The 19,657-nt window shown below is 68.2% G+C and carries 20 protein-coding genes and 1 riboswitch; of the genes, 11 read left to right on the forward strand and 9 right to left on the reverse strand.

What is annotated here, in order from left to right:
* Positions 1-6: 6 nt before the first annotated feature.
* Positions 7-1,059 (reverse strand): fatty acid desaturase family protein, encoded by a 1,053-nt coding sequence (locus tag JK358_RS16525; RefSeq protein WP_201948593.1) that lies wholly within the window; start codon positions 1,057-1,059, stop codon positions 7-9.
* Positions 1,060-1,128: 69 nt separating this feature from the next.
* Here JK358_RS16525 and JK358_RS16530 point away from each other — a divergent pair, with 69 nt between their 5' ends.
* On the forward strand, positions 1,129-1,299 hold the full coding sequence (locus JK358_RS16530; protein ID WP_201948594.1) for a hypothetical protein: 171 nt from the start codon (positions 1,129-1,131) through the stop codon (positions 1,297-1,299).
* Between the two features lie 55 nt (positions 1,300-1,354).
* On the forward strand, positions 1,355-2,344 hold the full coding sequence (locus JK358_RS16535) for an alpha/beta hydrolase (protein WP_201948595.1): 990 nt from the start codon (positions 1,355-1,357) through the stop codon (positions 2,342-2,344).
* Positions 2,345-2,425: 81 nt separating this feature from the next.
* Here JK358_RS16535 and JK358_RS16540 read toward each other — a convergent pair whose 3' ends face one another.
* Positions 2,426-3,628, reverse strand: a complete 1,203-nt coding sequence (locus JK358_RS16540) for a Fic family protein (protein ID WP_201948596.1) — start codon at positions 3,626-3,628, stop codon at positions 2,426-2,428.
* A 316-nt stretch (positions 3,629-3,944) separates the two neighbouring features.
* Between JK358_RS16540 and JK358_RS16545 the strand changes: the two genes are divergently transcribed.
* Positions 3,945-6,047 (forward strand): thioredoxin domain-containing protein, encoded by a 2,103-nt coding sequence (locus tag JK358_RS16545; RefSeq protein WP_201948597.1) that lies wholly within the window; start codon positions 3,945-3,947, stop codon positions 6,045-6,047.
* 10 nt (positions 6,048-6,057) lie between these two features.
* Here JK358_RS16545 and JK358_RS16550 read toward each other — a convergent pair whose 3' ends face one another.
* The 3 genes from JK358_RS16550 to trhA form a co-directional block, all read right to left on the reverse strand.
* On the reverse strand, positions 6,058-6,552 hold the full coding sequence (locus JK358_RS16550) for a hypothetical protein (protein ID WP_201948598.1): 495 nt from the start codon (positions 6,550-6,552) through the stop codon (positions 6,058-6,060).
* Positions 6,553-6,754: 202 nt separating this feature from the next.
* Positions 6,755-8,320, reverse strand: a complete 1,566-nt coding sequence (locus JK358_RS16555) for an adenylate/guanylate cyclase domain-containing protein (RefSeq protein ID WP_307817560.1) — start codon at positions 8,318-8,320, stop codon at positions 6,755-6,757.
* A gap of 152 nt (positions 8,321-8,472) precedes the next feature.
* Positions 8,473-9,180 carry a PAQR family membrane homeostasis protein TrhA gene (gene trhA / locus JK358_RS16560; protein WP_372440678.1) on the reverse strand — a complete coding sequence of 236 codons (708 nt, stop codon included), beginning with the start codon at positions 9,178-9,180 and terminating at the stop codon, positions 8,473-8,475.
* A 238-nt stretch (positions 9,181-9,418) separates the two neighbouring features.
* Here trhA and JK358_RS16565 point away from each other — a divergent pair, with 238 nt between their 5' ends.
* Together JK358_RS16565 and JK358_RS16570 are read left to right on the forward strand one after the other, a co-directional pair.
* Positions 9,419-10,207 (forward strand): isoprenyl transferase, encoded by a 789-nt coding sequence (locus JK358_RS16565; RefSeq protein ID WP_232851401.1) that lies wholly within the window; start codon positions 9,419-9,421, stop codon positions 10,205-10,207.
* A gap of 103 nt (positions 10,208-10,310) precedes the next feature.
* Positions 10,311-10,916 (forward strand): hypothetical protein, encoded by a 606-nt coding sequence (locus tag JK358_RS16570; RefSeq protein WP_201948599.1) that lies wholly within the window; start codon positions 10,311-10,313, stop codon positions 10,914-10,916.
* 7 nt (positions 10,917-10,923) lie between these two features.
* Here JK358_RS16570 and coaA read toward each other — a convergent pair whose 3' ends face one another.
* Positions 10,924-11,856: a type I pantothenate kinase gene (gene coaA / locus JK358_RS16575; protein ID WP_201948600.1), complete on the reverse strand. Its 933-nt coding sequence runs from the start codon at positions 11,854-11,856 to the stop codon at positions 10,924-10,926.
* 138 nt (positions 11,857-11,994) lie between these two features.
* On the opposite strand from coaA, the gene JK358_RS16580 reads away from it, so the two are divergent.
* The 3 genes from JK358_RS16580 to JK358_RS16590 all read left to right on the forward strand — a co-directional run bounded on the left by JK358_RS16580 (position 11,995) and on the right by JK358_RS16590 (position 15,697).
* Positions 11,995-13,185, forward strand: a complete 1,191-nt coding sequence (locus JK358_RS16580) for a DUF885 domain-containing protein (RefSeq protein ID WP_201948601.1) — start codon at positions 11,995-11,997, stop codon at positions 13,183-13,185.
* A 46-nt stretch (positions 13,186-13,231) separates the two neighbouring features.
* Positions 13,232-13,316: riboswitch (ZMP/ZTP riboswitch) on the forward strand.
* Between the two features lie 114 nt (positions 13,317-13,430).
* On the forward strand, positions 13,431-14,726 hold the full coding sequence (gene glyA / locus JK358_RS16585; RefSeq protein ID WP_307817561.1) for a serine hydroxymethyltransferase: 1,296 nt from the start codon (positions 13,431-13,433) through the stop codon (positions 14,724-14,726).
* 137 nt (positions 14,727-14,863) lie between these two features.
* Positions 14,864-15,697 carry an SDR family NAD(P)-dependent oxidoreductase gene (locus JK358_RS16590; RefSeq protein ID WP_232851402.1) on the forward strand — a complete coding sequence of 278 codons (834 nt, stop codon included), beginning with the start codon at positions 14,864-14,866 and terminating at the stop codon, positions 15,695-15,697.
* A gap of 63 nt (positions 15,698-15,760) precedes the next feature.
* Here JK358_RS16590 and JK358_RS16595 read toward each other — a convergent pair whose 3' ends face one another.
* Both JK358_RS16595 and JK358_RS16600 read right to left on the reverse strand, forming a co-directional pair.
* A complete protein-coding gene (locus tag JK358_RS16595) occupies positions 15,761-16,633 on the reverse strand; it encodes a pirin family protein (RefSeq protein ID WP_201948603.1) in 873 nt (290 codons plus the stop codon).
* Positions 16,634-16,730: 97 nt separating this feature from the next.
* The gene (locus JK358_RS16600; RefSeq protein ID WP_201948604.1) at positions 16,731-17,036 is read right to left on the reverse strand and encodes a glutaredoxin domain-containing protein; all 306 of its coding nucleotides are present in this window, start codon (positions 17,034-17,036) and stop codon (positions 16,731-16,733) included.
* Positions 17,037-17,076: 40 nt separating this feature from the next.
* On the opposite strand from JK358_RS16600, the gene JK358_RS16605 reads away from it, so the two are divergent.
* Entirely contained in the window at positions 17,077-17,253 is a 177-nt protein-coding gene (locus JK358_RS16605; protein ID WP_201948605.1) for a hypothetical protein, read from the forward strand.
* On the opposite strand, the gene JK358_RS16610 is transcribed toward JK358_RS16605, so the two are convergent.
* Complete coding sequence (locus JK358_RS16610; protein WP_201948606.1) at positions 17,240-17,512, reverse strand: hypothetical protein; 273 nt, start codon at positions 17,510-17,512, stop codon at positions 17,240-17,242. The two genes, JK358_RS16605 and JK358_RS16610, sit on opposite strands and share 14 nt — an antisense overlap.
* A gap of 21 nt (positions 17,513-17,533) precedes the next feature.
* On the opposite strand from JK358_RS16610, the gene JK358_RS16615 reads away from it, so the two are divergent.
* Both JK358_RS16615 and phoH2 read left to right on the forward strand, forming a co-directional pair.
* Entirely contained in the window at positions 17,534-17,920 is a 387-nt protein-coding gene (locus JK358_RS16615) for a DUF488 domain-containing protein (RefSeq protein WP_201948607.1), read from the forward strand.
* Positions 17,921-18,274: 354 nt separating this feature from the next.
* A complete protein-coding gene (gene phoH2, locus JK358_RS16620) occupies positions 18,275-19,552 on the forward strand; it encodes an RNA 5'-3' helicase PhoH2 (protein ID WP_201948608.1) in 1,278 nt (425 codons plus the stop codon).
* The last annotated feature ends 105 nt before the right edge of the window (positions 19,553-19,657 follow it).

Raw genomic sequence — 19,657 nt, forward strand, 5'->3', positions numbered from 1 at the left:
ACGGCTTCACGGGCGATCGGAGCGCAGCGGCGCGCCGACGTGATGCATATGCCGGAGGGCCTCACGGTAGGAGGAGAGCAGCCCGGTTTCGTGGTACGGCACACCGATTTCGGTGCAGTAGTCGCGGACGATCACCTGGGCGCGGCGCAGATGCGGGGTCGGCATGCTCGGGAACAGGTGATGCTCGATCTGATAGTTGAGTCCGCCCAGCGCCAGGTCGGTGAGCACGCCGCCCCGCACGTTCCGGGAGGTCAGCACCTGGCGGCGCAGGTAATCGGGGCGTTCGTCCCCGGTCAGGGTCGGCATGCCCTTGTGATTGGGCGCGAAGATGCAGCCCATGTACAGGCCGAACAGCCCCTGATGGACCGCGAGGAAGGCGAGCGCCTTGTCCGGCGACAGCACCGCGAACACCGCGATCAGATAGACCGCGAAGTGCCCGAGCAGCAGCGCGCACTCGAGCCCGCGATGCTTGATCGATCGATTCCGTACTGCACGCAGCCCGGCCACATGCAGGTTCAACCCCTCCAACAGCAGCAGCGGAAAGAACAGATACGCCTGCGCCCGGCCGATCAGCCGCGGCAGCCCCCGACTGTCCCGCGCCTGCCGCTGCGACCACACCAGAATGTCCGGCGCGACATCGGGATCGAGCTCCTCGTGATTCGGATTGGCGTGATGCCGCGTGTGCTTGTCCTGCCACCACCCGTACCCCAGCCCGATCCCCGCATTCCCCACGATCCGCCCCACCAGCTCCGTCGGTCGTCGCAACCGGAACACCTGCCGATGCGCGACATCATGCATAACCAGCGCCACCTGCGCGAACGCCACCGCCAGGAACGCCGCCACCAGCAGCGTCCACCACGAGTCGCCGACAACGAGGAACGCCGCCCACCCACCCGCGAACGCGGTCCCGACGAGGCCGAGCCGGATCGTGTAGTAGCCGGGCCGCCGATCCATCAGTCCCGCATCGGAGATCCGGCGCAGCAGGCGAGCGTAATCACCGTCGCCCCCGCGCCGCGGCGGCCGTGAAGAGGATGCGGGGACCAGACCGGATGTCGTCATGCGGCGAAGCTATCCGCGAACTTCTCGACCCTCGTAATACCTTGGTATGGCACGGGATTGGACCGTGGTGTGATACCGAGACCGCGCCGCAGCGGCCCGTACGGCATCACCGAAGGCGACGCGCCGGTGCGGTTGCGCGACGGCGTGGGGTCCATGCGCGAGAGTGGGGTCGAACGCGACCGGTGCGACGCCCGCATCACCGCAATCGGTGGCGGCGCCCGCGAAGTCCTGTCCGGCTGAGATTGTCGGATGGCCGGCCTGATCCGTCCCACAGGCTCTGCGAAGGAGCAGACGAATGGTGGAATCCCCGGTGCCCGCTACCGCGTCGACGCCGCAGGTCATCGAATTCGCTCGGACGAGCTGGCAGTCGTACCTCATCGCGGGATTACTGCGGTGCACCCTCCGGCCACTGGCCGCGGTCTGGCCCTGCGGGCCGCGTGGAGCTCGCGCGCTCGACCGGGTGCTCGACGCCGGAGCGAGCGTCGCGCTGCTGGTGCACGGGCGGGCGATGCGCGACACCGCACGTCGTCTGGATGTGGCGGGGGTTCCGGTGCTGCGGGTTCGTGCCGCCACGGTGACCGCGCCTGAGCGCACGATCCTGCACTTCCACGGCGGCGGTTTCGTTTTCGGCACCGCGAAGCTCTACCGGGAGTTCGCGCTGCGGCTCTCGGCGGCCGCCGACGCGGAGGTTCTGCTGTTCGACTACCGGCATCCGCCGTTCACCGACGTGGACACCATGATCGCCGACTGCCTGACTGTCTACCGCTGGGCCGCGACCGGCTATGCGCCCGGGCGGCTGGCGGTCTCCGGTGACTCCGCGGGCTCGAACCTCATGTTCGCCACCGTGGCGGGCGCGCGCTCGGCCGGACTGCCGCTGCCCACCGCCGTGGCCGCGCAATCCGGCTGGCTCGATATGGAGTTGCCGCGCAGGCGCTGGGCGCGGCAGGATCCCCTCTTCTCGGTGCCTTTCGCCCGGCGCGCCGCGCGCCGGGTCCGGGCGGGCGGCCCGATACCGCCCGTGCTGTGTCCCCTGCGGATCGACCCGGCCGGCCTGCCGCCGGTGCTGCTGCAGCTGGGCCGTGACGAGCCGATCCGCGCCGCCAACGAAGCCATGGCAGACCACCTCGCCGCCGCCGGAGTGCCGGTTCGCCTGGAGCTGTGGGCCTTTCAGGCCCATGTCTTCCAACTCTTCGGCGAGGTCCTGCCCGAGGGCCGCGCCGCCATCGCCGCCATCGCGGCCTTTCTCGACGAAACCAGCGGCTCGGCCCGCCCGCGATCGGCGTAGGCCAGGCGTCGATGTCGCTCGCGGCGACGGGAAGGCGGGCGAACGTCGATCAGGGTGGTCGGTTGACGCGCCCGCAGGGGATCACATTGGGCGAGCCGCGTCGGCGATGCGGACGCCGAGGTCGTCGAGTTCGTCGAGGACTGCGCCGGCGCCCCAGATCTGGTTGCGTTTCCGGTCGGTGAGCGGCCGTAGTACGCCGGCTTCGGCCAGGCGGTCGATTGCTGCGAAAACGCTGCTGCGAGAAGCATTTGTCAGGGCTTCCGCCTCCTTGGCGGACAGGATCGGGTGGGCAGGTAAGTGTCCGAGTAGAGCGGCGGCGGCGCTGCCGGCGCGCACGCCGCCGAGCAGGTCGCGCCACTCGCGAGGGATCTCGTCGCGCAGCCGCTCGGCTGTCGTGCGTGACTGGGCCGCCGCGATCGCCGCGCATCGCGCGAAATCCGAGATGAGAGGTCGCACGTCACCTGTGCGGTAGAGCGTGAGCAGCTCGAAGTAGCGGTCGCGGCGGGCTACCAGCGCCGACGCGAGCGGAACCACAACAACTGTGGTTACGCCACGCAACCGCAGCACGCTGTTGATGAGCGCCCGCCCGATTCGGCCGTTGCCGTCGGTGAACGGGTGGATCGACTCGAACTGCGCGTGCGCGACCGCCGCTTGCGCGAGCGCCGACAGATCGCTCCGGTTGACGAACGTCTCCAGATCGGCCATGTATTCGGCCACGGTGTCCGGCGGTGGCGGAATGTAGAGCGCACCACGCGGCGAATGGTCGCTGCCGCCGATCCAGTTCTGCATGTCCCGGAAGCGCCCTGCGTACATGTGTTCGTATTTGTCACCGGCCATGAGAATGCGGTGCGCGGCAAGGAAATTCGGCACGGTGACCCGGCGCTCGCGGGAGGCGGAGCCAATCAGTGCGTCCAGCGCGTCTGTTGCGGCGGCCATCGCCACCGCCGAAGGGTTGCTCCGAATGCCGTGTAGCGCGCGAGCGTAGTCGTCGAGATCGGCGTCGATGGCTTCGATCTTCGACGACGCCACCGACTCGGTGCGCAGTAGCAGCAACCCCAACGCCTCGAGCTGTTCCCCCTGTGCGGCGTCCAGTACAGCGATCTCCCGCACCGCCGCCTCCAATTCGGTCGACAATGCGGCATCGACATCAACTGACTGCCCGGCGATTCTTGGTGGCAGGGACACCTCGATCTCCCGCAGCATCCGATCGTCCCGGGTGCCGCCGCGATGCGTCTGCTGCCACGCTCGCCGCTCCCGGCCGTGTGCGGGCCACTTTGTCGACACAAACGCCTCCTAACCCGGAAAACCACACCGTTAGTCCGAGTTAACCCTATAACCCGGACTAATGCAACGATAAATCCGAGGTTGACCCCGGACGCGAGGGGCGAGTGCGGCATGCCTCGAACTGTCGCGTGGAGCTCTGTTTCAAGTCGCCATCGGCCAAGTGTCTGAGATGCTGGCGCACTAGTCTTCAGGTGCTGGCGCACTACTCTGGGGTGTCCAGGCGAGGCCGGTTTCTGCCGTTCTGGCAAGTCTGGTCTTGCTGGGCAGTGGTGTGGCCGGTGGAGTCCGTTCGGTGTGCGCTCGATATGAGAGGTTGATGGGTGTGAACCAATTGGCTGGTGCCACATCGCTTTATCTGCGTCAGCATGCTGACAATCCGGTGGATTGGCGGCAGTGGGGTGCTGAGGCGTTGGCTGAAGCGGCTGCGCGGGATGTGCCGATTCTGCTGTCGGTGGGATATTCGTCTTGCCACTGGTGCCACGTGATGGCGCACGAGTCCTTTGAGGACGAGGCGACGGCGAAGCTCATGAACGCGAACTTCGTGTGCATCAAGGTGGATCGGGAGGAGCGGCCCGATCTGGATGCGGTGTACATGAACGCGACCGTCGCCATGACGGGGCAGGGTGGGTGGCCCATGACCTGTTTCCTGACGCCGGCGGGGGAGCCGTTCTACTGCGGGACGTACTACCCGAAGACGCCTCGGCACGGGATGCCGTCGTTCACGCAGTTGCTGACCGCGGTGAATGAGACGTGGACCAACCGGCGCGGGGAGGTGGATCAGGCCGCTGCGCAGGTGGGGCAGGCGTTGCGGGATCAGGCGGGCGGGCTGCCGGACAGTGATGTGACCATCAGCGCCGAGCTGTTGGATCACGCGGTGGCCGCGGTGTTGCGGGATGTCGATCATGAGCACGGTGGGTTCGGGGGCGCGCCCAAGTTCCCGCCGTCCGCGCTGCTGGAAGGGCTGTTGCGGGGGTATGAGCGCACCGGGAACGAGGTTGCGCTGCAGGTGGTTTCGATCACGGCGGATGCCATGGCGCGGGGTGGGATCTATGACCAGCTGCGGGGTGGGTTCGCGCGGTATTCGGTGGATGCGGCGTGGGTGGTGCCGCACTTCGAGAAGATGCTGTACGACAATGCGCAGCTGCTGCGGGTGTACGCGCATCTGGCGCGGCGGCAGCAGGTGGCCGGGTTCTCGGATGCGCTGGCGCGCAGGGTGACTCGGGAGACGGTGGAGTTCCTGCTGGCGGATCTGCGGACGGCGGAGGGGGCGTTCGCCTCCGCGCTGGATGCCGACACCCATGTGGAGCCCGGTGCGCCGGGTGTCGAGGGCGCGACCTACGTGTGGACGCCCGCGGAACTGAACGGTGTGCTCGGCGCGATCGACGGTGCTTGGGCCGCAGAGGTTTTCGGTGTGACCACGGCCGGAACCTTCGAGCACGGCACCTCGGTGCTGACCCGGTACACCGATCCCGGCAGGCGCGAGGGCGATACCCCCGCCGACGCCGAGCGCCTGGACCGCATTCGCACGGTGCTGCGCGAGGCCCGCGACTTCCGCCCGCAGCCCGAACGCGACGACAAGGTGATCACCGCCTGGAACGGCATGGCCGTCACCGCCCTGGTCGAGGCGGGTGCCGCCGATTCGGACCGGCGTGCGATCGACGCGGCCGTCGAGTGTGCCCGGTTCCTGCTGGAAGCGCATGTCGTCGGAGATCGGGTGCTGCGTGCTTCGCTCGGCGGGGTGGCCGGTGCGTCACCCGGCGTGCTCGAGGACTACGCCTGGCTCACAACGGCTTTGCTCGCGCTCTACCAGGTGGACTCCAGCGCCGACTGGCTCGGGCACGCACAGCGGATCCTCGACGCGGCCATCGCGCATTTCGCCGATCCGGAGGTCCCCGGCAGCTGGTTCGACACCGCCGACGACGCGGAAACCCTGGTGGCGCGTCCCCGCGACCCGATGGACGGTGCGACCCCGGCCGGTGCGTCCGCCCTGGCCGAGGCCCTGCTCACCGCGTCAGCGCTCAGTGACCCGGATCGTGCGCTCCGCTACCGCGGGCTGGCCGACGCGACCCTGAACCGCGGCGCTGTGATCCTGGCCCGCGCCCCGCGTTCGGCCGGGCAGTGGCTCGCCGTCGCCGAGGCGGCCCTGCGCGGCCCGATCCAGGTAGCGGTCGTCAGCGATACGGCCGAGCCGAACAGCGCAGAGTCGGACGACGCCGCCGAATTGGTCTATGCGGCAAGGCGATCAGCTCCCGGTGGCGCGGTGGTCCTGCGTGGTGCCCCCGAAACCGCCCCGCTGTTGGCGGACCGCCCGACCGTCGGCGGCCGGGCCGCCGCCTACATCTGCCGCGGTTCGGTGTGTGACCTCCCGGTCACCACCGGCGCGGAAGTGCAAGCCGCCCTGCGGGTTCCGGGGAGCTGAGTGGTGATGCTCAGCGCCGGAAGTAGTTTCGGGCGCTGAGCATCGCGGGTACGGCCACCAGCACCGCCACTACATGCACGGCGCGGAAGAAGCCGATCACGACCGACCCGGGTGTCACGCCGTCGGTGAGCGCGGCGAGCGAGTCGGCGTCGACCACGGCGGTGACGGGTTCGATCAGCAGCGAGGCCAGTCCGATGATGCCGAGCCCGAGGACGAGGACCGTGCGCGCCCAGCCTGCTCCGGCGGTCATGCGCACGGCGATGAGATAGACCGCCGTGTAGATCGCCACGCGCACGGCGAGCCCGGGGAGCAGTGGGCCGACCTGGACGTCGGGTTGTTCGAGCAGGGCGGCCAGTCGCATGAGGGTTTCGCAGACGCCTGCCAGCAGGGCCACGATGATGGCGAGGAAGGCGACCGAAATCGCTTGTGGTCGGCTGTGATTCGATGCCACCCCGGGGGTGGCCGGTGCGCGGTGGGGCATGATGCGGGCGCCGAGCTCGGTCATACCCTGAGCTTGCTCCGCGCCCGCCCGCCGCGGATCCCCCTCGAGTAGCAGTCGACCCTGATCCTGCGGTACTACGCACCCCTGAGGGCGGGCGGATATTTCGTTGCCGGGCGGCGGGTGCGGTCCTACAGTCCGCATCATGTGTACGTTGCCTGCTCTGCCCCGTCGACCCTACGACTTCCGGCGGATGATCAGTTGATGGTCAGCGGTCGGCGGCGTCGGGGACCGGGGTTGCGACCGGAGGGGGTGCCGCGGCCGGCGCGGCGGTGCCGTTGCGGCGGGTTGCTGCGGGGGTCGGGGCATCGGTCCACGTCGGAGTCGGTTCCCGGCGGCCCCGGAGGTGGAGGGTGTCGTGCGGCAGCCAGTTGCTGCGCTCGGACTCGCAGGCGGCGTCGATGACGGCCTGACTGGCCAGGATCCGGCGCGGCACCTGTTTGGCCTCGGTGGTGAGCCGCGCCGCCTCGTTGACGGCGTCGCCGATGACGGTGAATTCCAGGCGGGTGTCCGCGCCGACGTCACCGGCGAAGACCAGGCCGCGCGCCAGGCCGATGCCGACATCGAGTTCGCCCGCGGCGGCCACCGCGTCGCGGATGCGGCGGGCGGCCACCAGGGCGGGAGTCGCGTTGTCCGCCAACGCGATCGGCGCGCCGAAGATGCACAGCGCCGCATCGCCCTCGAATTTGTTGACCAGGCCGTGGTTGTCCTCGGTGGCGGCGACCACGGTGGACAGCAGCCGGTTGAGTTTGGCCACGAAGTCGTGCGGCGCGAGTTCGGTGGACAGGGCCACGGATCCGGTGACATCCACGAACAGTGCGGTGACCACCCGCAGGTCGCCGGTCAGATTGGCCCCGCCCGCCAGTGCCCGTTCGGCGACCTCGGCCCCGACGTGGCGGCCGAAGACGGTCCGCATGCGTTCGCGCTCCTGCAGATTGGTGACCATCTCGTTCACCGAGTGTTCGAGGCGGCCGATCTCGCTGGTGCTGCCGATGGGGACGCTCACGTCCAGGTCGCCGCGGGCGATGCGGTCGAGGGCGTCGCGCAGGGTGTGCATGGGGGTGGCGATGGCGCGGGCCAGCGCGGCGGTGGCGACCACGCCCGCCGACAGTCCGACCACGGCCAGGTAGATGCCCGTCCAGATGCGGTCGGTGGCCTCCGACGACGGATCGGCCAGCACGGTGATGAGCATGAACAGCGGCACCGCGCCCGCCACCGCGAAGGTGACGAGCACCCGCACCAGCACGGTGGAACTCCAGTGCGTCGCGCCGCCGAGCACCTCCGCGACGACGGGAACGGTCGGTTTGATGAGCCGGTCCACGATCAGATAGGTGAGCCCCGCCGACTCCAGCCCGCCGAGCGTGAACATGGCCAGCACCACCGCGAAGTCCCGCTCGGGCGTGTTGTGCGCGAACACCGCCGCCGTGATGATCACGCCCGGCCCCCAGATGGCAAGGGCGCGAACGGCGATCGCCAATGGCAGATGGGTGAGCCGCCGTGCCTCCGCCTCGGTCGGGGCGCGATGCTGTTCCAGCCAGCCGAAATAATGCCCGCGATCGCGCACCGCCAGCACGATGCCGGCCAGCGCGCCGATGGCGGGATAGATGGCGACCTGCACGAACACCGACACCCAGTCGGAGCCGAGCCGCCCGAAGAATCCGCTGAGGAACAGTTCGGTGGTGATGACGCCGAGGCCGCCGATATTGCACGCCATGACGACGGCGGCCAGACCGACCCGCGCCCGCAGCGCCCACAGGATGCACGCGCTGATCACCGCTGCGCCACCCCGCGCGTCGGCAAGGGCGTCGTGGTCGCGACGGTCGGTGCTGTCATTGCGGTTGTGCGCCTCGGGGATCGAACTGAACTTGCAGCCGACTCTAGAGATCTTTCCCGCGTAATTGCACGTTTAGTGAGTAATTGCTCGTCTCAGCCGAGGACGACGAGCCACACCGCGATGTAGTGGCACAGCGCCGCGACAACGGTGGCGGCATGGAAGAACTCGTGATGCCCGAAGGTCTCCGGCCACGGGTCCGGCCAGCGACTCGCGTACAGAATCCCGCCCACGCTGTAGGCGATCCCCCCGGCCAGCAGAAGCAGCACCGGCCCCCACCCCGTGTTGTCGATGAGCGTCCCCGCCACCGGCACGATGGCCCACCCCAGCAGCAGGTACAGCGGCACCCCCAGCCAGCGAGGCGCGGTGGGCCACAACATCTTCAGCGTCACCCCGGCCAGCGCCCCGGCCCACACCACGGCCAGCAGCACCGTCCCCGCGCCACCCCGCACCCCGAGCAGCGCGAACGGCGTATAGCTGCCCGCGATGAACAGGAAGATCATCGAGTGATCGGCCCGCTTCATCCACATCCGCGCCCGATCGGTCTTCCAGTTCACCCGGTGATAGGTGGCGCTGATCCCGAACACCCCGCACACGGTGAGCGCGTACACCGCCGTCGACCACCCGGCTGTCGCCGACACGGTCGAGGCCACCGCCACGAGCACGATCCCCGCGATAGCCGCCACGCCCACGGCCCACGTATGAATCCACCCGCGCATCCGGGGCTTGATGAGCGCGAGTTCGTCGCGGACTGATTCAACAACGTTCGCCACCGCGTCGGGTGGCCGCACAAGGTCGGACACGGACTTACCTCCTGAGTAACCTACGGTACCGTAGGTTGATGGTGAAGGTCGCCGATGGTGGGGAAGGCGACAACTGATTTCGTTCGGTCCGGGTAACTCGTCGGGTACGTCCAGAATCGGGTCGGCTCCCAACCGCCGCCACGCGTGTGGGGCGGTGGGCGGCTCTCAGCCGGGCGCTGAAGGTTCGGGGAGGCGGTACTGTCCCGGTCACCACGGGGATGGTTTCCCCGGCGTAGGGTTGGCGATCGTGAAGCTTGCGAGTCAGGTGCGTGGACTCCCGTATCGCATCTACGAAGCCCGGTTGTCGAAGCAATTGGCCGGCAAACAGCATCCCCGTCACGTGGCGGTGATGTGTGACGGCAATCGCCGCTGGGCCAAGGAGAACGGCTTCACCGATCTGAGTCACGGGCACCGGGTGGGTGCGCTCAAGATCGCCGAACTGGTCGGCTGGTGCGGCGAGGCCGGGATCGAGATGGTCACCCTCTACCTGCTCTCCACCGAGAACCTGCGGCGTGATCCCGACGAGCTCGAGACGCTGTTCGAAGTGATCACCGATGTCGTCGACGAACTGTCCGCGCCGGAACAGGATTGGAGCGTCCGCATCGTCGGCGCGCTCGACCAGCTGCCCGAACTGGTCGCCAAGCGCCTGCGCGTGGCCGCCGAGAGCACCCGCGGCCGCACCGGCGTGCACGTGAACGTGGCCATCGGCTACGGCGGCCGGCAGGAGATCGCCGACGCGGTGCGCTCGCTCATGCGCCAGGAGATCGAGGCGGGCGAGCACGGCGAGGATCTGGTGCAGTCCATCACCGTGGACGCCATCGGCCAGCACCTCTACACCTCCGGTCAGCCCGATCCGGACCTGGTCATCCGGACCTCGGGGGAGCAGCGCCTGTCCGGATTCCTGCTGTGGCAGAGCGCGTATTCGGAGATCTGGTTCACCGAAGCCTACTGGCCGGAGTTCCGGCGTGTGGATTTCCTGCGGGCGCTGCGTGATTACGCCGCCCGGCACCGCCGCTTCGGCGTCTGATTTTCCCCGCCTCGTAAACAAGGACACGGCCGATCAACGGTTGTGTTGCAGAGCAACGGCTTTCGGTGTTCGCGGCGCTGTCGCTGCCGTACCGTCGGAGTGCATGAGCGAGCTACGCGAGGGGTTCGAAAGTCCTGCTGTGCGGGCCGAAGTCGCCGAGTCGTACATCAGCTACGAGGATTTCGGCCGCAGGTTCCTCGAATACGCGGCGTCCCCGGATCGAATAGCCGGAGCCTTCGAGAAACTCACCGGTGAGGCATTCGAATTCGGCCCCCTCGGCGCGGGCCCGGGGAAGCTCGCGAAACTCTCCGCCGCGGTGCGCCTGGAACAGCCCCGGCTGAACCGGGAGCCGGGCGAGAACATTTCGTTCGAGCTGGTGATCCCGCTGGACGTGGACCTGCTCATCGACCTGTCGGTGGACAGGTATCCGTTCCATGTGGACGGCACCATTCACCTGAATCTCACTGTCCGAACGGCAGAACCGCTGCGGGTGCTCATCGAAATCGCGGAACCGCAGCCCAGCAATGTGCGCATCAATGTGGCGAGCGCGTCCCGCCGCGGCGAACTCCTGCGCATTATCGCGAGCGTGGATCACGAAATACGTCGTTTCGTGTCCCGCTACATCGCGGAGGAGATATGTAAGCCGAATATCCAGGCCGCCACGAATATCGACGTGGCCGCCCGCCTGGATGCTGCCTGGAAGCTCTGAGCCCGCGTCAGAGTTTGCGCAGCCGCAGCCGGTTGATGGTGTGGTCGGAATCCTTGCGCAGCACCAGGGTCGCGCGCGGCCGGGTGGGCAGGATGTTGTCCACCAGGTTGGGGCGGTTGGTGTTGTTCCAGATCTCCTTGGCCGCGCTGATGGCCTCCGAGTCGTTGAACCGCGCGTAGTGGTGGAAGTGCGAATCCGGGTTGGCGAAGGAGGTTTTGCGCAGCGCCAGGAACCGCTGCACGTACCAGTTCTCGATGTCCTCGATGCGGGCGTCGACGTAGATGGAGAAGTCGAACAGGTCCGACACCATCAGGCGCGGTCCGGTCTGCAGCACGTTGAGGCCCTCGACGATGAGGATGTCGGGCTGGCGCACGCAGTGGAACTGGCCCGGCACGATGTCGTAGGCGATGTGTGAGTAGACCGGCGCGCACACCTCGGGCGCACCGGATTTCACCTCGGTGACGAAGCGCAGCAGTTTGCGGCGGTCGTAGGACTCCGGGAAGCCCTTGCGGTGCATGATGCCGCGCCGGGTGAGTTCGGCTGTGGGGTACAGGAATCCGTCGGTGGTCACCAGATCCACGCGCGGATGGTGATCCCAGCGCGCCAGCAGCGCCTGCAGCACGCGCGCGGTGGTGGATTTGCCCACGGCCACCGACCCGGCGACGCCGATCACGAACGGCACCTGCCGATCCGGATGGGTTTCCCCGAGGAAGGTCGCGGTGGCGGCGAACAGCCGCTGCCGCGCGGCGACCTGCAGGTGGATCAGTCGTGCCAGTGGCAGATACACCTCGGCGACTTCTTCGAGGTCGATCTGCTCACCCAAACCGCGCAGGCCGATCAGTTCTTCCTCGGTGAGTACCAGGGGGGTCGACTTGCGCAGCGTGCGCCACTGCTTCCGGTCGAACTCCACATAGGGACTCGGCTCGCTCATCCGTGCCACAGCCGAATTGTGCTCGGCCTCAACATCGCGGTGAACACCAGGTGTACCTACTCGCGAGTAACCAGGGTGATATGGACCACCCTCGAGACTCCAGGGCCGCGAACCCGCCCGGAGCGAAGCGGAGGGCAAAATAACACCGTGCATCCACTTGTCACCGAATATCTGCGGCTCGGATTGGCTTTCGATCGGCTGGAGGAGGGGTTCGTCGACGCCTATACCGGCGACCCGGCGCTGCGCCGCGAGGTGGAGAACGCGCCCGCACCGGAACCGCGGGACCTCGCGCACAAGGCCGCCGCACTGCGCAAGGAACTGCCCGAGGCCGGATTGAGCAGCGAGCGGACCGAATTCCTGGACGCGCATCTGCAGGCGCTCGAATGCTCGGGCCGCAAGTTCGCGGGCGAGGACATCGGATTCGTGGACGAGGTGCGCGCCTACTTCGACGTGGATATCGCGCCCGGCGACGAGGAGGATTACCGCGAGGCGCACCGGCAGCTGGACGAGGCGCTGCCCGGCGACGGCCCGATCTTCGATCGCATCACCGCGCACCGTCGCGCCGACGAGATTCCGCCGGAGCGGTTGCAGGAGTGCGTGGCGGCGTTTTCCGGCGCACTGCGCGAGCTGGTGCGCGAACGCTATCCGCTGCCCGATCACGAGTTCGTGGAATACGAGGTGGTCGGCGACAAGCCGTGGTCCGGATTCAACTACTACCTGGGCAATTTCAAGTCCAAGGTGGCCATCAACTCCGATCTCAAGCAGCACATGTCGCAGCTGCCGCATCTGATCGCGCACGAGTCCTACCCGGGCCATCACACCGAGCACTGCCGCAAGGAGGCCGGGCTGGTCGCGGCGGGGCAGGACGAGCAGACGCTGTTCGTGGTGAACACCCCGCAGTGCCTGATGGCCGAGGGCCTGGCGGATCTGGCGCTGAAGTCCATCGTCGGCCCCGGCTGGGGCGTCTGGGCGCAGGAGATCTACGCCGATCTCGGCCTGCGCTTCGACGGTGAACGCGCCGAACGCGTTTCGAAGGCGTCGGCGAATCTGCTGGGCGTGCGCCAGGACGCCGCGCTGCTGCTGCACGACCGCCATCGCAGCCACGACGAGGTCGCCGAATTCCTGCAGCGCTGGAGCCTGGTCACCCCCGAACGCGCCCGCCAGTCCCTGCGCTTCCTCTCCTCGCCGCTGTGGCGCGCCTACATCTCCACCTATGTCGAGGGCTACCGCCTGCTCGGCGGCTGGCTCGACGAAGCCGCCGACGCCGACGACCGTGCCGAGCGGTTCCGTCGCCTGCTCGACGAACCGCTCACCCCGGGCGCGATCCGTCGCAGGTGATCGTCGGTGCAGGTCATGCGATCCGGCCGGGACGGGCCGGTTAGTATGGCGGTACCGCGACTGGCGCACTCGAGGTGGAAGCAACCACCGGGAAGCACCGATGTTCTGCACCGCGCGCCTGGGTGCAGAGCGAACCCTGACACAGGGGCACCCGGAGCACGGAGGTTGCGATGCCACAGCACGAAGCTGCCGACACACAGAACCCCTCGAACGACGCGCCGAACGCGACCAATAAACTCGGCGGCGTGACCCAGACGAGCGCTTCTGTCAACAGCCAGTCCCTCGCCGAACTCGATCCCGAGGTCGCGGAAGCAATGGCAGGAGAACTTGCCCGCCAGCGCGACACCCTCGAGATGATCGCCTCGGAGAACTTCGTGCCGCGCGCGGTGCTGCAGGCGCAGGGTTCGGTGCTCACCAACAAGTACGCCGAGGGCTACCCGGGCCGTCGGTACTACGGCGGCTGCGAGAACGTCGACGTGGTCGAGGATCTCGCGCGCGCCCGCGTCAACGAGCTCTTCGGCTCGGAGTACGCCAATGTGCAGCCGCATTCGGGTGCGCAGGCCAATGCCGCGGTGCTGATGGCGCTGATGAACCCGGGCGAGAAGCTGCTGGGTCTCGATCTCGCGCACGGCGGCCACCTCACCCACGGCATGCGCCTGAACTTCTCGGGCAAGCTGTACGAGGTGCACGCCTACGGCGTGTCCAAGGAAGACCACCGCGTCGATATGGACGAGGTCCGCAAGATCGCCCGTGACACCCGCCCGAAGGTGATCGTGGCCGGTTGGTCCGCGTACCCGCGGCACCTGGATTTCGCCGCCTTCCGGGAGATCGCCGACGAGGTCGGCGCGTACCTGTGGGTCGATATGGCGCACTTCGCCGGTCTGGTCGCGGCGGGCCTGCACCCGTCCCCGGTGCCGCACGCGCATGTCGTGTCCTCCACCGTGCACAAGACGCTGGGCGGTCCGCGTTCCGGTGTGATCCTGGCCCAGCAGGGGTTCGCCAAGAAGCTGAACTCGGCGGTGTTCCCCGGGCAGCAGGGCGGCCCGCTCATGCACGCCATCGCCGCCAAGGCCGTGGCCTTCAAGATCGCCGGCACCCCGGAGTTCGCCGAGCGTCAGCAGCGCACCCTGTCCGGCGCGAAGATCATCGCCGACCGCCTGACCCAGGCCGACGCCCAGGCCAAGGGCATCACCGTGCTCACCGGCGGCACCGACGTGCACCTGGTGCTGGTGGACCTGCGCAACTCGCAGCTCGACGGCCAGCAGGGCGAGGATCTGCTGCACGAAATCGGAATCACGGTGAACCGCAACGCGGTTCCGTTCGACCCGCGTCCGCCGATGGTCACCTCCGGCCTGCGCATCGGCACTCCGGCGCTGGCCACCCGTGGCTTCGGCGACACCGAGTTCACCGAGGTCGCCGACATCATCGCCGCCGCCCTCACCGGCTCCGCCGACCTGGACTCGCTGCGTCAGCGGGTGTCCAAGCTGGCCCAGGCGTTCCCGCTGTACGAGGGCCTGGAGGACTGGAACCTGCTCGGCTGAGCAAGTCCCGCAAGAACATAGAGCCCGCCGCTATCGAAAGGTAGCGGCGGGTTTCGTTTTCCGGCTCGGGCGGGAATGCATATCCGGCGCGGCGAATTCGACTGTGCGAGGGATATCGACGGTTCGAGGGAAATGTCATGACGGGCAGCAAGATCGACGCAATGACCGGCCGCACGGTGCTGATCACCGGATCGACCGACGGTTTGGGCAGGGAACTGGCAGTGCGGCTGGGTGCCGCCGGCGCGCGGGTCATCGTGCACGGGCGCGACGGGCGGCGTGCCGCGCGGGTGGTGGCGGCCGGTGGGCCGGAACCGGAGATCGTGCTCGCGGATCTGTCACGGTTGGCCGAGGTGGATCGGCTGGCAGTCGAAGTCGCTTCGCGGACAGGGCGATTGGATGTGCTGGTCAACAATGCCGGAATCGGCTTCGGGCGACCGGGCGCGGAACGCGAGCTGAGCGCCGACGGTATCGAATTACGCTGGGCGGTCAACCATCTCGCGCCCTACCGGCTCACCCGCCGACTGCTGCCGCTGCTGCGGGCCGCCGCGCCCGCGCGGGTGGTGAACGTGGCCTCGGCCGGGCAGCAGGAGATCGACTTCGACGATCTGCTGCTCGACCACGGGTATGAGGGCATCCGTGCCTATCGGCGGGCCAAACTGGCGCAGGTCATGATGAGTTTCGATCTCGCGGAGGAACTGTCGGGCACGGGGATCACCGTGAACGCCCTGCATCCGGCCACGTTCATGGCGACGACGATGGTGGCGGAAGCGGGCGGCGCGCCGCTCAGCACCGTGGCCGAGGGCGCGGACGCGACGATGCGTCTCATCGCCGATCCCGCGCTGGAAGGTACGACAGGGCGGTACTACCACGGGCTTCGCCCGGGGCAGGTCCACCCGCAGGCCCGGGATCCCCTGGCACGCAAGCGGTTGCGTGAGGTCTCGGACGGCGGGATCGCGGCGATTCCGGGCTGAAACCCCTTCCGCGCGAACGGGGCTCGCGGCGCGGCGGACGTCGCCGCGCCGGTCGGGTGCGCATCACAGCCGCGCCAGGCGGGGGACCTGGCCGAACCTGCCACGTCGGTAGTCGGCGAACGCCTGCTCGATCTCGGCTCGGCTGCCCATGACGAACGGACCGCCGAAGACGATCGGTTCGCGAATCGGCTTGCCGGAGAACAACATCAGCGTGGTGGGTTGTTCGGGGTCGGTGGCCAGCAGATCCAGGCTGCTGGGTTCGTCCCCGCCCATCGGATCGGACCAGGCGATCTGCCCGTCACCCACGGCGGTGCCGCCGATGGTGGCCGCGCCCGCCACCACGTAGGCGAAGGTGCGGTCCTGCGCCGGAAGGACCGGCGTGTAGCTGCTGCCGGGTTCCAGCGTCACCATGAGACCGGTTATCGGCCAATGGGTTTCGGCTGTTCCATGGACGCCCGAAGTGTCGCCGGATACGACGCGCACCAGGACGCCGGGTGATGCGACGGTGGCCTGTTCGGCGCGCCGCAGGTCCTGGTATCGGGTGTCGACCATGCGCTTGTCGCCGGGCAGGTTCAGCCACAGCTGCAGGGTGTGTGCGAATTCGTTGTGGTAGGCCAACTCTCGGTGGATGATTCCGCTGCCCGCCGTCATCCACTGGATGTCCCCGGGTTCCAGCGCTCCGGCATGGCCGAGGCTGTCCCCGTGCTCGAGCTTCCCGTCGAGGACGACGGTCACGGTTTCCAGTCCGCGGTGCGGGTGCCATTCGAAGCCGGGGGTGGAGAACCAGTCCTCGGCCATGAGCAGGAACGGGTCGGTGTTGTGCACCTCGTTCGGCGCGATGACGAGGGCGTTCCGGTCGACCTGCTCGGTCGGCCCGCCCAGGGTTTTGGTTCGGACGCGATCGACCGTGCGTCGAACCGGTGCGGTTGCGGTCATACCCACTCCTCTCGCCTACCCGAGCCATTCCGGGTTTTGGTGACATATCAACCAACGAAGAGGGCCGGCACGGCATTCCCGTCCGGAATCTGCCCGTCTACCAGGACCAGAATCGGCGCGGCCCGCCGGTGAGGGCGGTCGCGTCGGCGCGCACGGTGGCGATCAGCTGCTTGGGAGGCGGGTTCACCCAGCTCCGTTCGGTGGAGCCGGCGCGCAGCACCACGGTGGGCACGGTCTCGTTGCCGTTCGCGACGGATCGGACGAAGGCGGCGGCCTCCGGGGCCTCCCAGATGTTCACCTCGCGGTGCACGATGCCGTGCCGGTTGAGCACGCGCCGCATGCGCGAGCAGTACGGGCAGCCCGGTCGGCGATAGACGATCAGCTCGGGAAGTTCAGCGTTCATCGCGGACCGCGATCACACGGTGGGTGGATGGGAGGACGGCATGACAACCACCGTACTGCTGCTCGGCTCGAAAGCGTCGGTCGTCGGCGAAGTCCGTGCGAGCCCGCACGCCCCGGAGCTCGAAATCCGTTCCGGCACAAGCATCGACGATCTGCGCGCCACCTTCGCGGAGACGCCCGTCGATCACGTGGTCATGGCCTGGCTCAGGAGTGTTTGACCAGGTAGTCGATGTACATCGGGCGCAGTACCTCGCCGATCTCGCCCTCGCCGGCGTGCACGTAGTCGTCCAGCATGGGCAGCACGTACTTGATGTCGGCCTCGCTCTCACCCAGGTCGCCGGTGGCGGCCGCGGCGGCGGGGATGGACTCGAGCAGATTCCACAGGAACTTGATGTCGCCGTGGCGAACCGCCAGTTTCACGGCGCGGTCGTGCAGTTCCTTGGTGGGCAGCGACTCCAGATCCTGAATTTCGGCCATGGCTTCGACTCTAATGGAGGGATGGCACAGCATTCGAGGTACCGGGTCAAGCGTGTGTACGACGCACCCGACGCGGCCGACGGCCGCCGCGTGCTCGTCGATCGGCTGTGGCCGCGCGGGGTCAGCAAAACCGCGGCACATATCGACGAATGGGCAAAGGACGTAACGCCTTCCAACGAACTGCGCAAGTGGATGCACGCCGACCCGGACGCCCGGCGTGTCGAGTTCGAGGAACGTTATCGTGCCGAACTCGCCGGGCCCGAACAGCAGGAGGGGTTGCGGCGGTTGCGCGCCGAAGCCGCCGAGGGGCCGTTGACGCTGATCACAGCCGTGCGGGACGAGCAGCACAGCCATCTCCCGACCTTGCTCGCGGAGCTCGGTGAAACGCCCGGGAAGCCTCGGCGTTAACGGGATCTTCACCAACGCGCCCGCCAGTCGGGGAGCCGGATCGCCGATTCGGCGGTAGCGTCGGGGGTGCGGGCCGCGGAGATGTGGCTCGTACGGGAGGTCCTGATCGTGACTGAGCAACTCAGTGCGAGGGGGCCGGCACCCGGCCCTCGGATCGCTTGATCCCAAGGCCGACCGGCCCAGCGAGAACGCTTGCGCGGTGCCGCGCGAGTGGCAAAGGAGCCCACCGTGACTGATGCACGCTCCGTAAACGCTCCCACCAGGGACGCTCGCTCTACCGAGCACACGCGTCACACAACAGCGGGAGCTCGCGCCTCGCGGAATGACAATGCGACCGGACCGAAAACCTTCGTCGTGGACACTTCGGTACTGCTGTCGGATCCTTGGGCACTGACCCGTTTCGGTGAGCATCACGTGGTGCTGCCGCTCGTGGTGATCAGTGAACTCGAGGCCAAACGGCACCACCACGAACTCGGCTGGTTCGCCCGCGAGGCATTGCGCATGCTGGACGATCTGCGTCTGGCACACGGTCGGCTCGACCAGCGGATCCCGGTCGGCACCGAGGGCGGCACGCTCCAGGTGGAGCTCAACCACACCGACCCGAATGTGCTGCCGGTCGGATTCCGCACGGACACAAACGATTCCCGCATTCTGGCCTGCGCGCTGAATATCGCGGCCGAGGGCAATAGGGTGGTCCTGGTATCCAAGGACATTCCGCTGCGCGTCAAGGCGAGCGCGGTCGGTCTGGCCGCCGACGAATACCACGCCCAGGATGTCGTCACCTCCGGGTGGACCGGCATGGTGGAGCTGGAGGTGGCCTCCGAACAGGTGGACAAGCTCTACGCGGACTCCGTCATCGATCTGGACGAGGCGCGGGATCTGCCCTGCCACACCGGAATTCGCATGCTGAGCCCGCGCGGTAGCGCGCTGGCCCGGATCACCCCGGACAAGCGGGTGCAGCTGGTGCGCGGCGACCGGGAGGCCTTCGGGCTGCACGGGCGTTCGGCCGAGCAGCGCATCGCGCTGGATCTGCTGCTCGACGAGAGCATCGGCATCGTGTCGCTGGGCGGCCGGGCGGGCACCGGCAAGTCGGCGCTGGCGCTGACGGCGGGCCTGGAAGCCGTGCTGGAGCGGCGCTCCCATCGCAAGGTCGTGGTGTTCCGGCCGCTGTACGCGGTCGGCGGCCAGGATCTGGGCTACCTGCCGGGTAGCGAGAGCGAGAAGATGGGGCCGTGGGCGCAGGCCGTCTTCGACACCCTGGAGGGGCTGGCCTCGCCCGAGGTGATGGAGGAGGTGCAGGCGCGCGGCATGCTGGAGGTGTTGCCGCTCACCCACATTCGCGGGCGGTCGCTGCACGATTCGTTCGTGATCGTGGACGAGGCGCAGTCGCTGGAACGCAATGTGCTGCTCACGGTGCTGTCGCGGTTGGGCAGCGGGTCGCGGGTGGTGCTCACCCACGATGTGGCGCAGCGTGACAACCTGCGGGTCGGACGCCACGACGGCGTGGCCGCCGTGATCGAGAAGCTGAAGGGGCATCCGCTGTTCGCGCATGTCACCCTGACGCGCAGTGAGCGGTCGCCGATCGCGGCGCTGGTCACCGAGATGCTCGAGGAGTACGGGCCCAACGCGTAGGTGATGTCCGGCGGCGGGTCGCACGGTGTGTGCGGCCCGCCGTTCGGTGTGTCCGGTTGCGGCACGCCGCAACACGGCGGGCAACTCTTCGGCGTGCGTTTCACC

Source organism: Nocardia acididurans (assembly GCF_016741815.1).
In the GTDB taxonomy this organism is placed as follows: domain Bacteria; phylum Actinomycetota; class Actinomycetes; order Mycobacteriales; family Mycobacteriaceae; genus Nocardia; species Nocardia acididurans.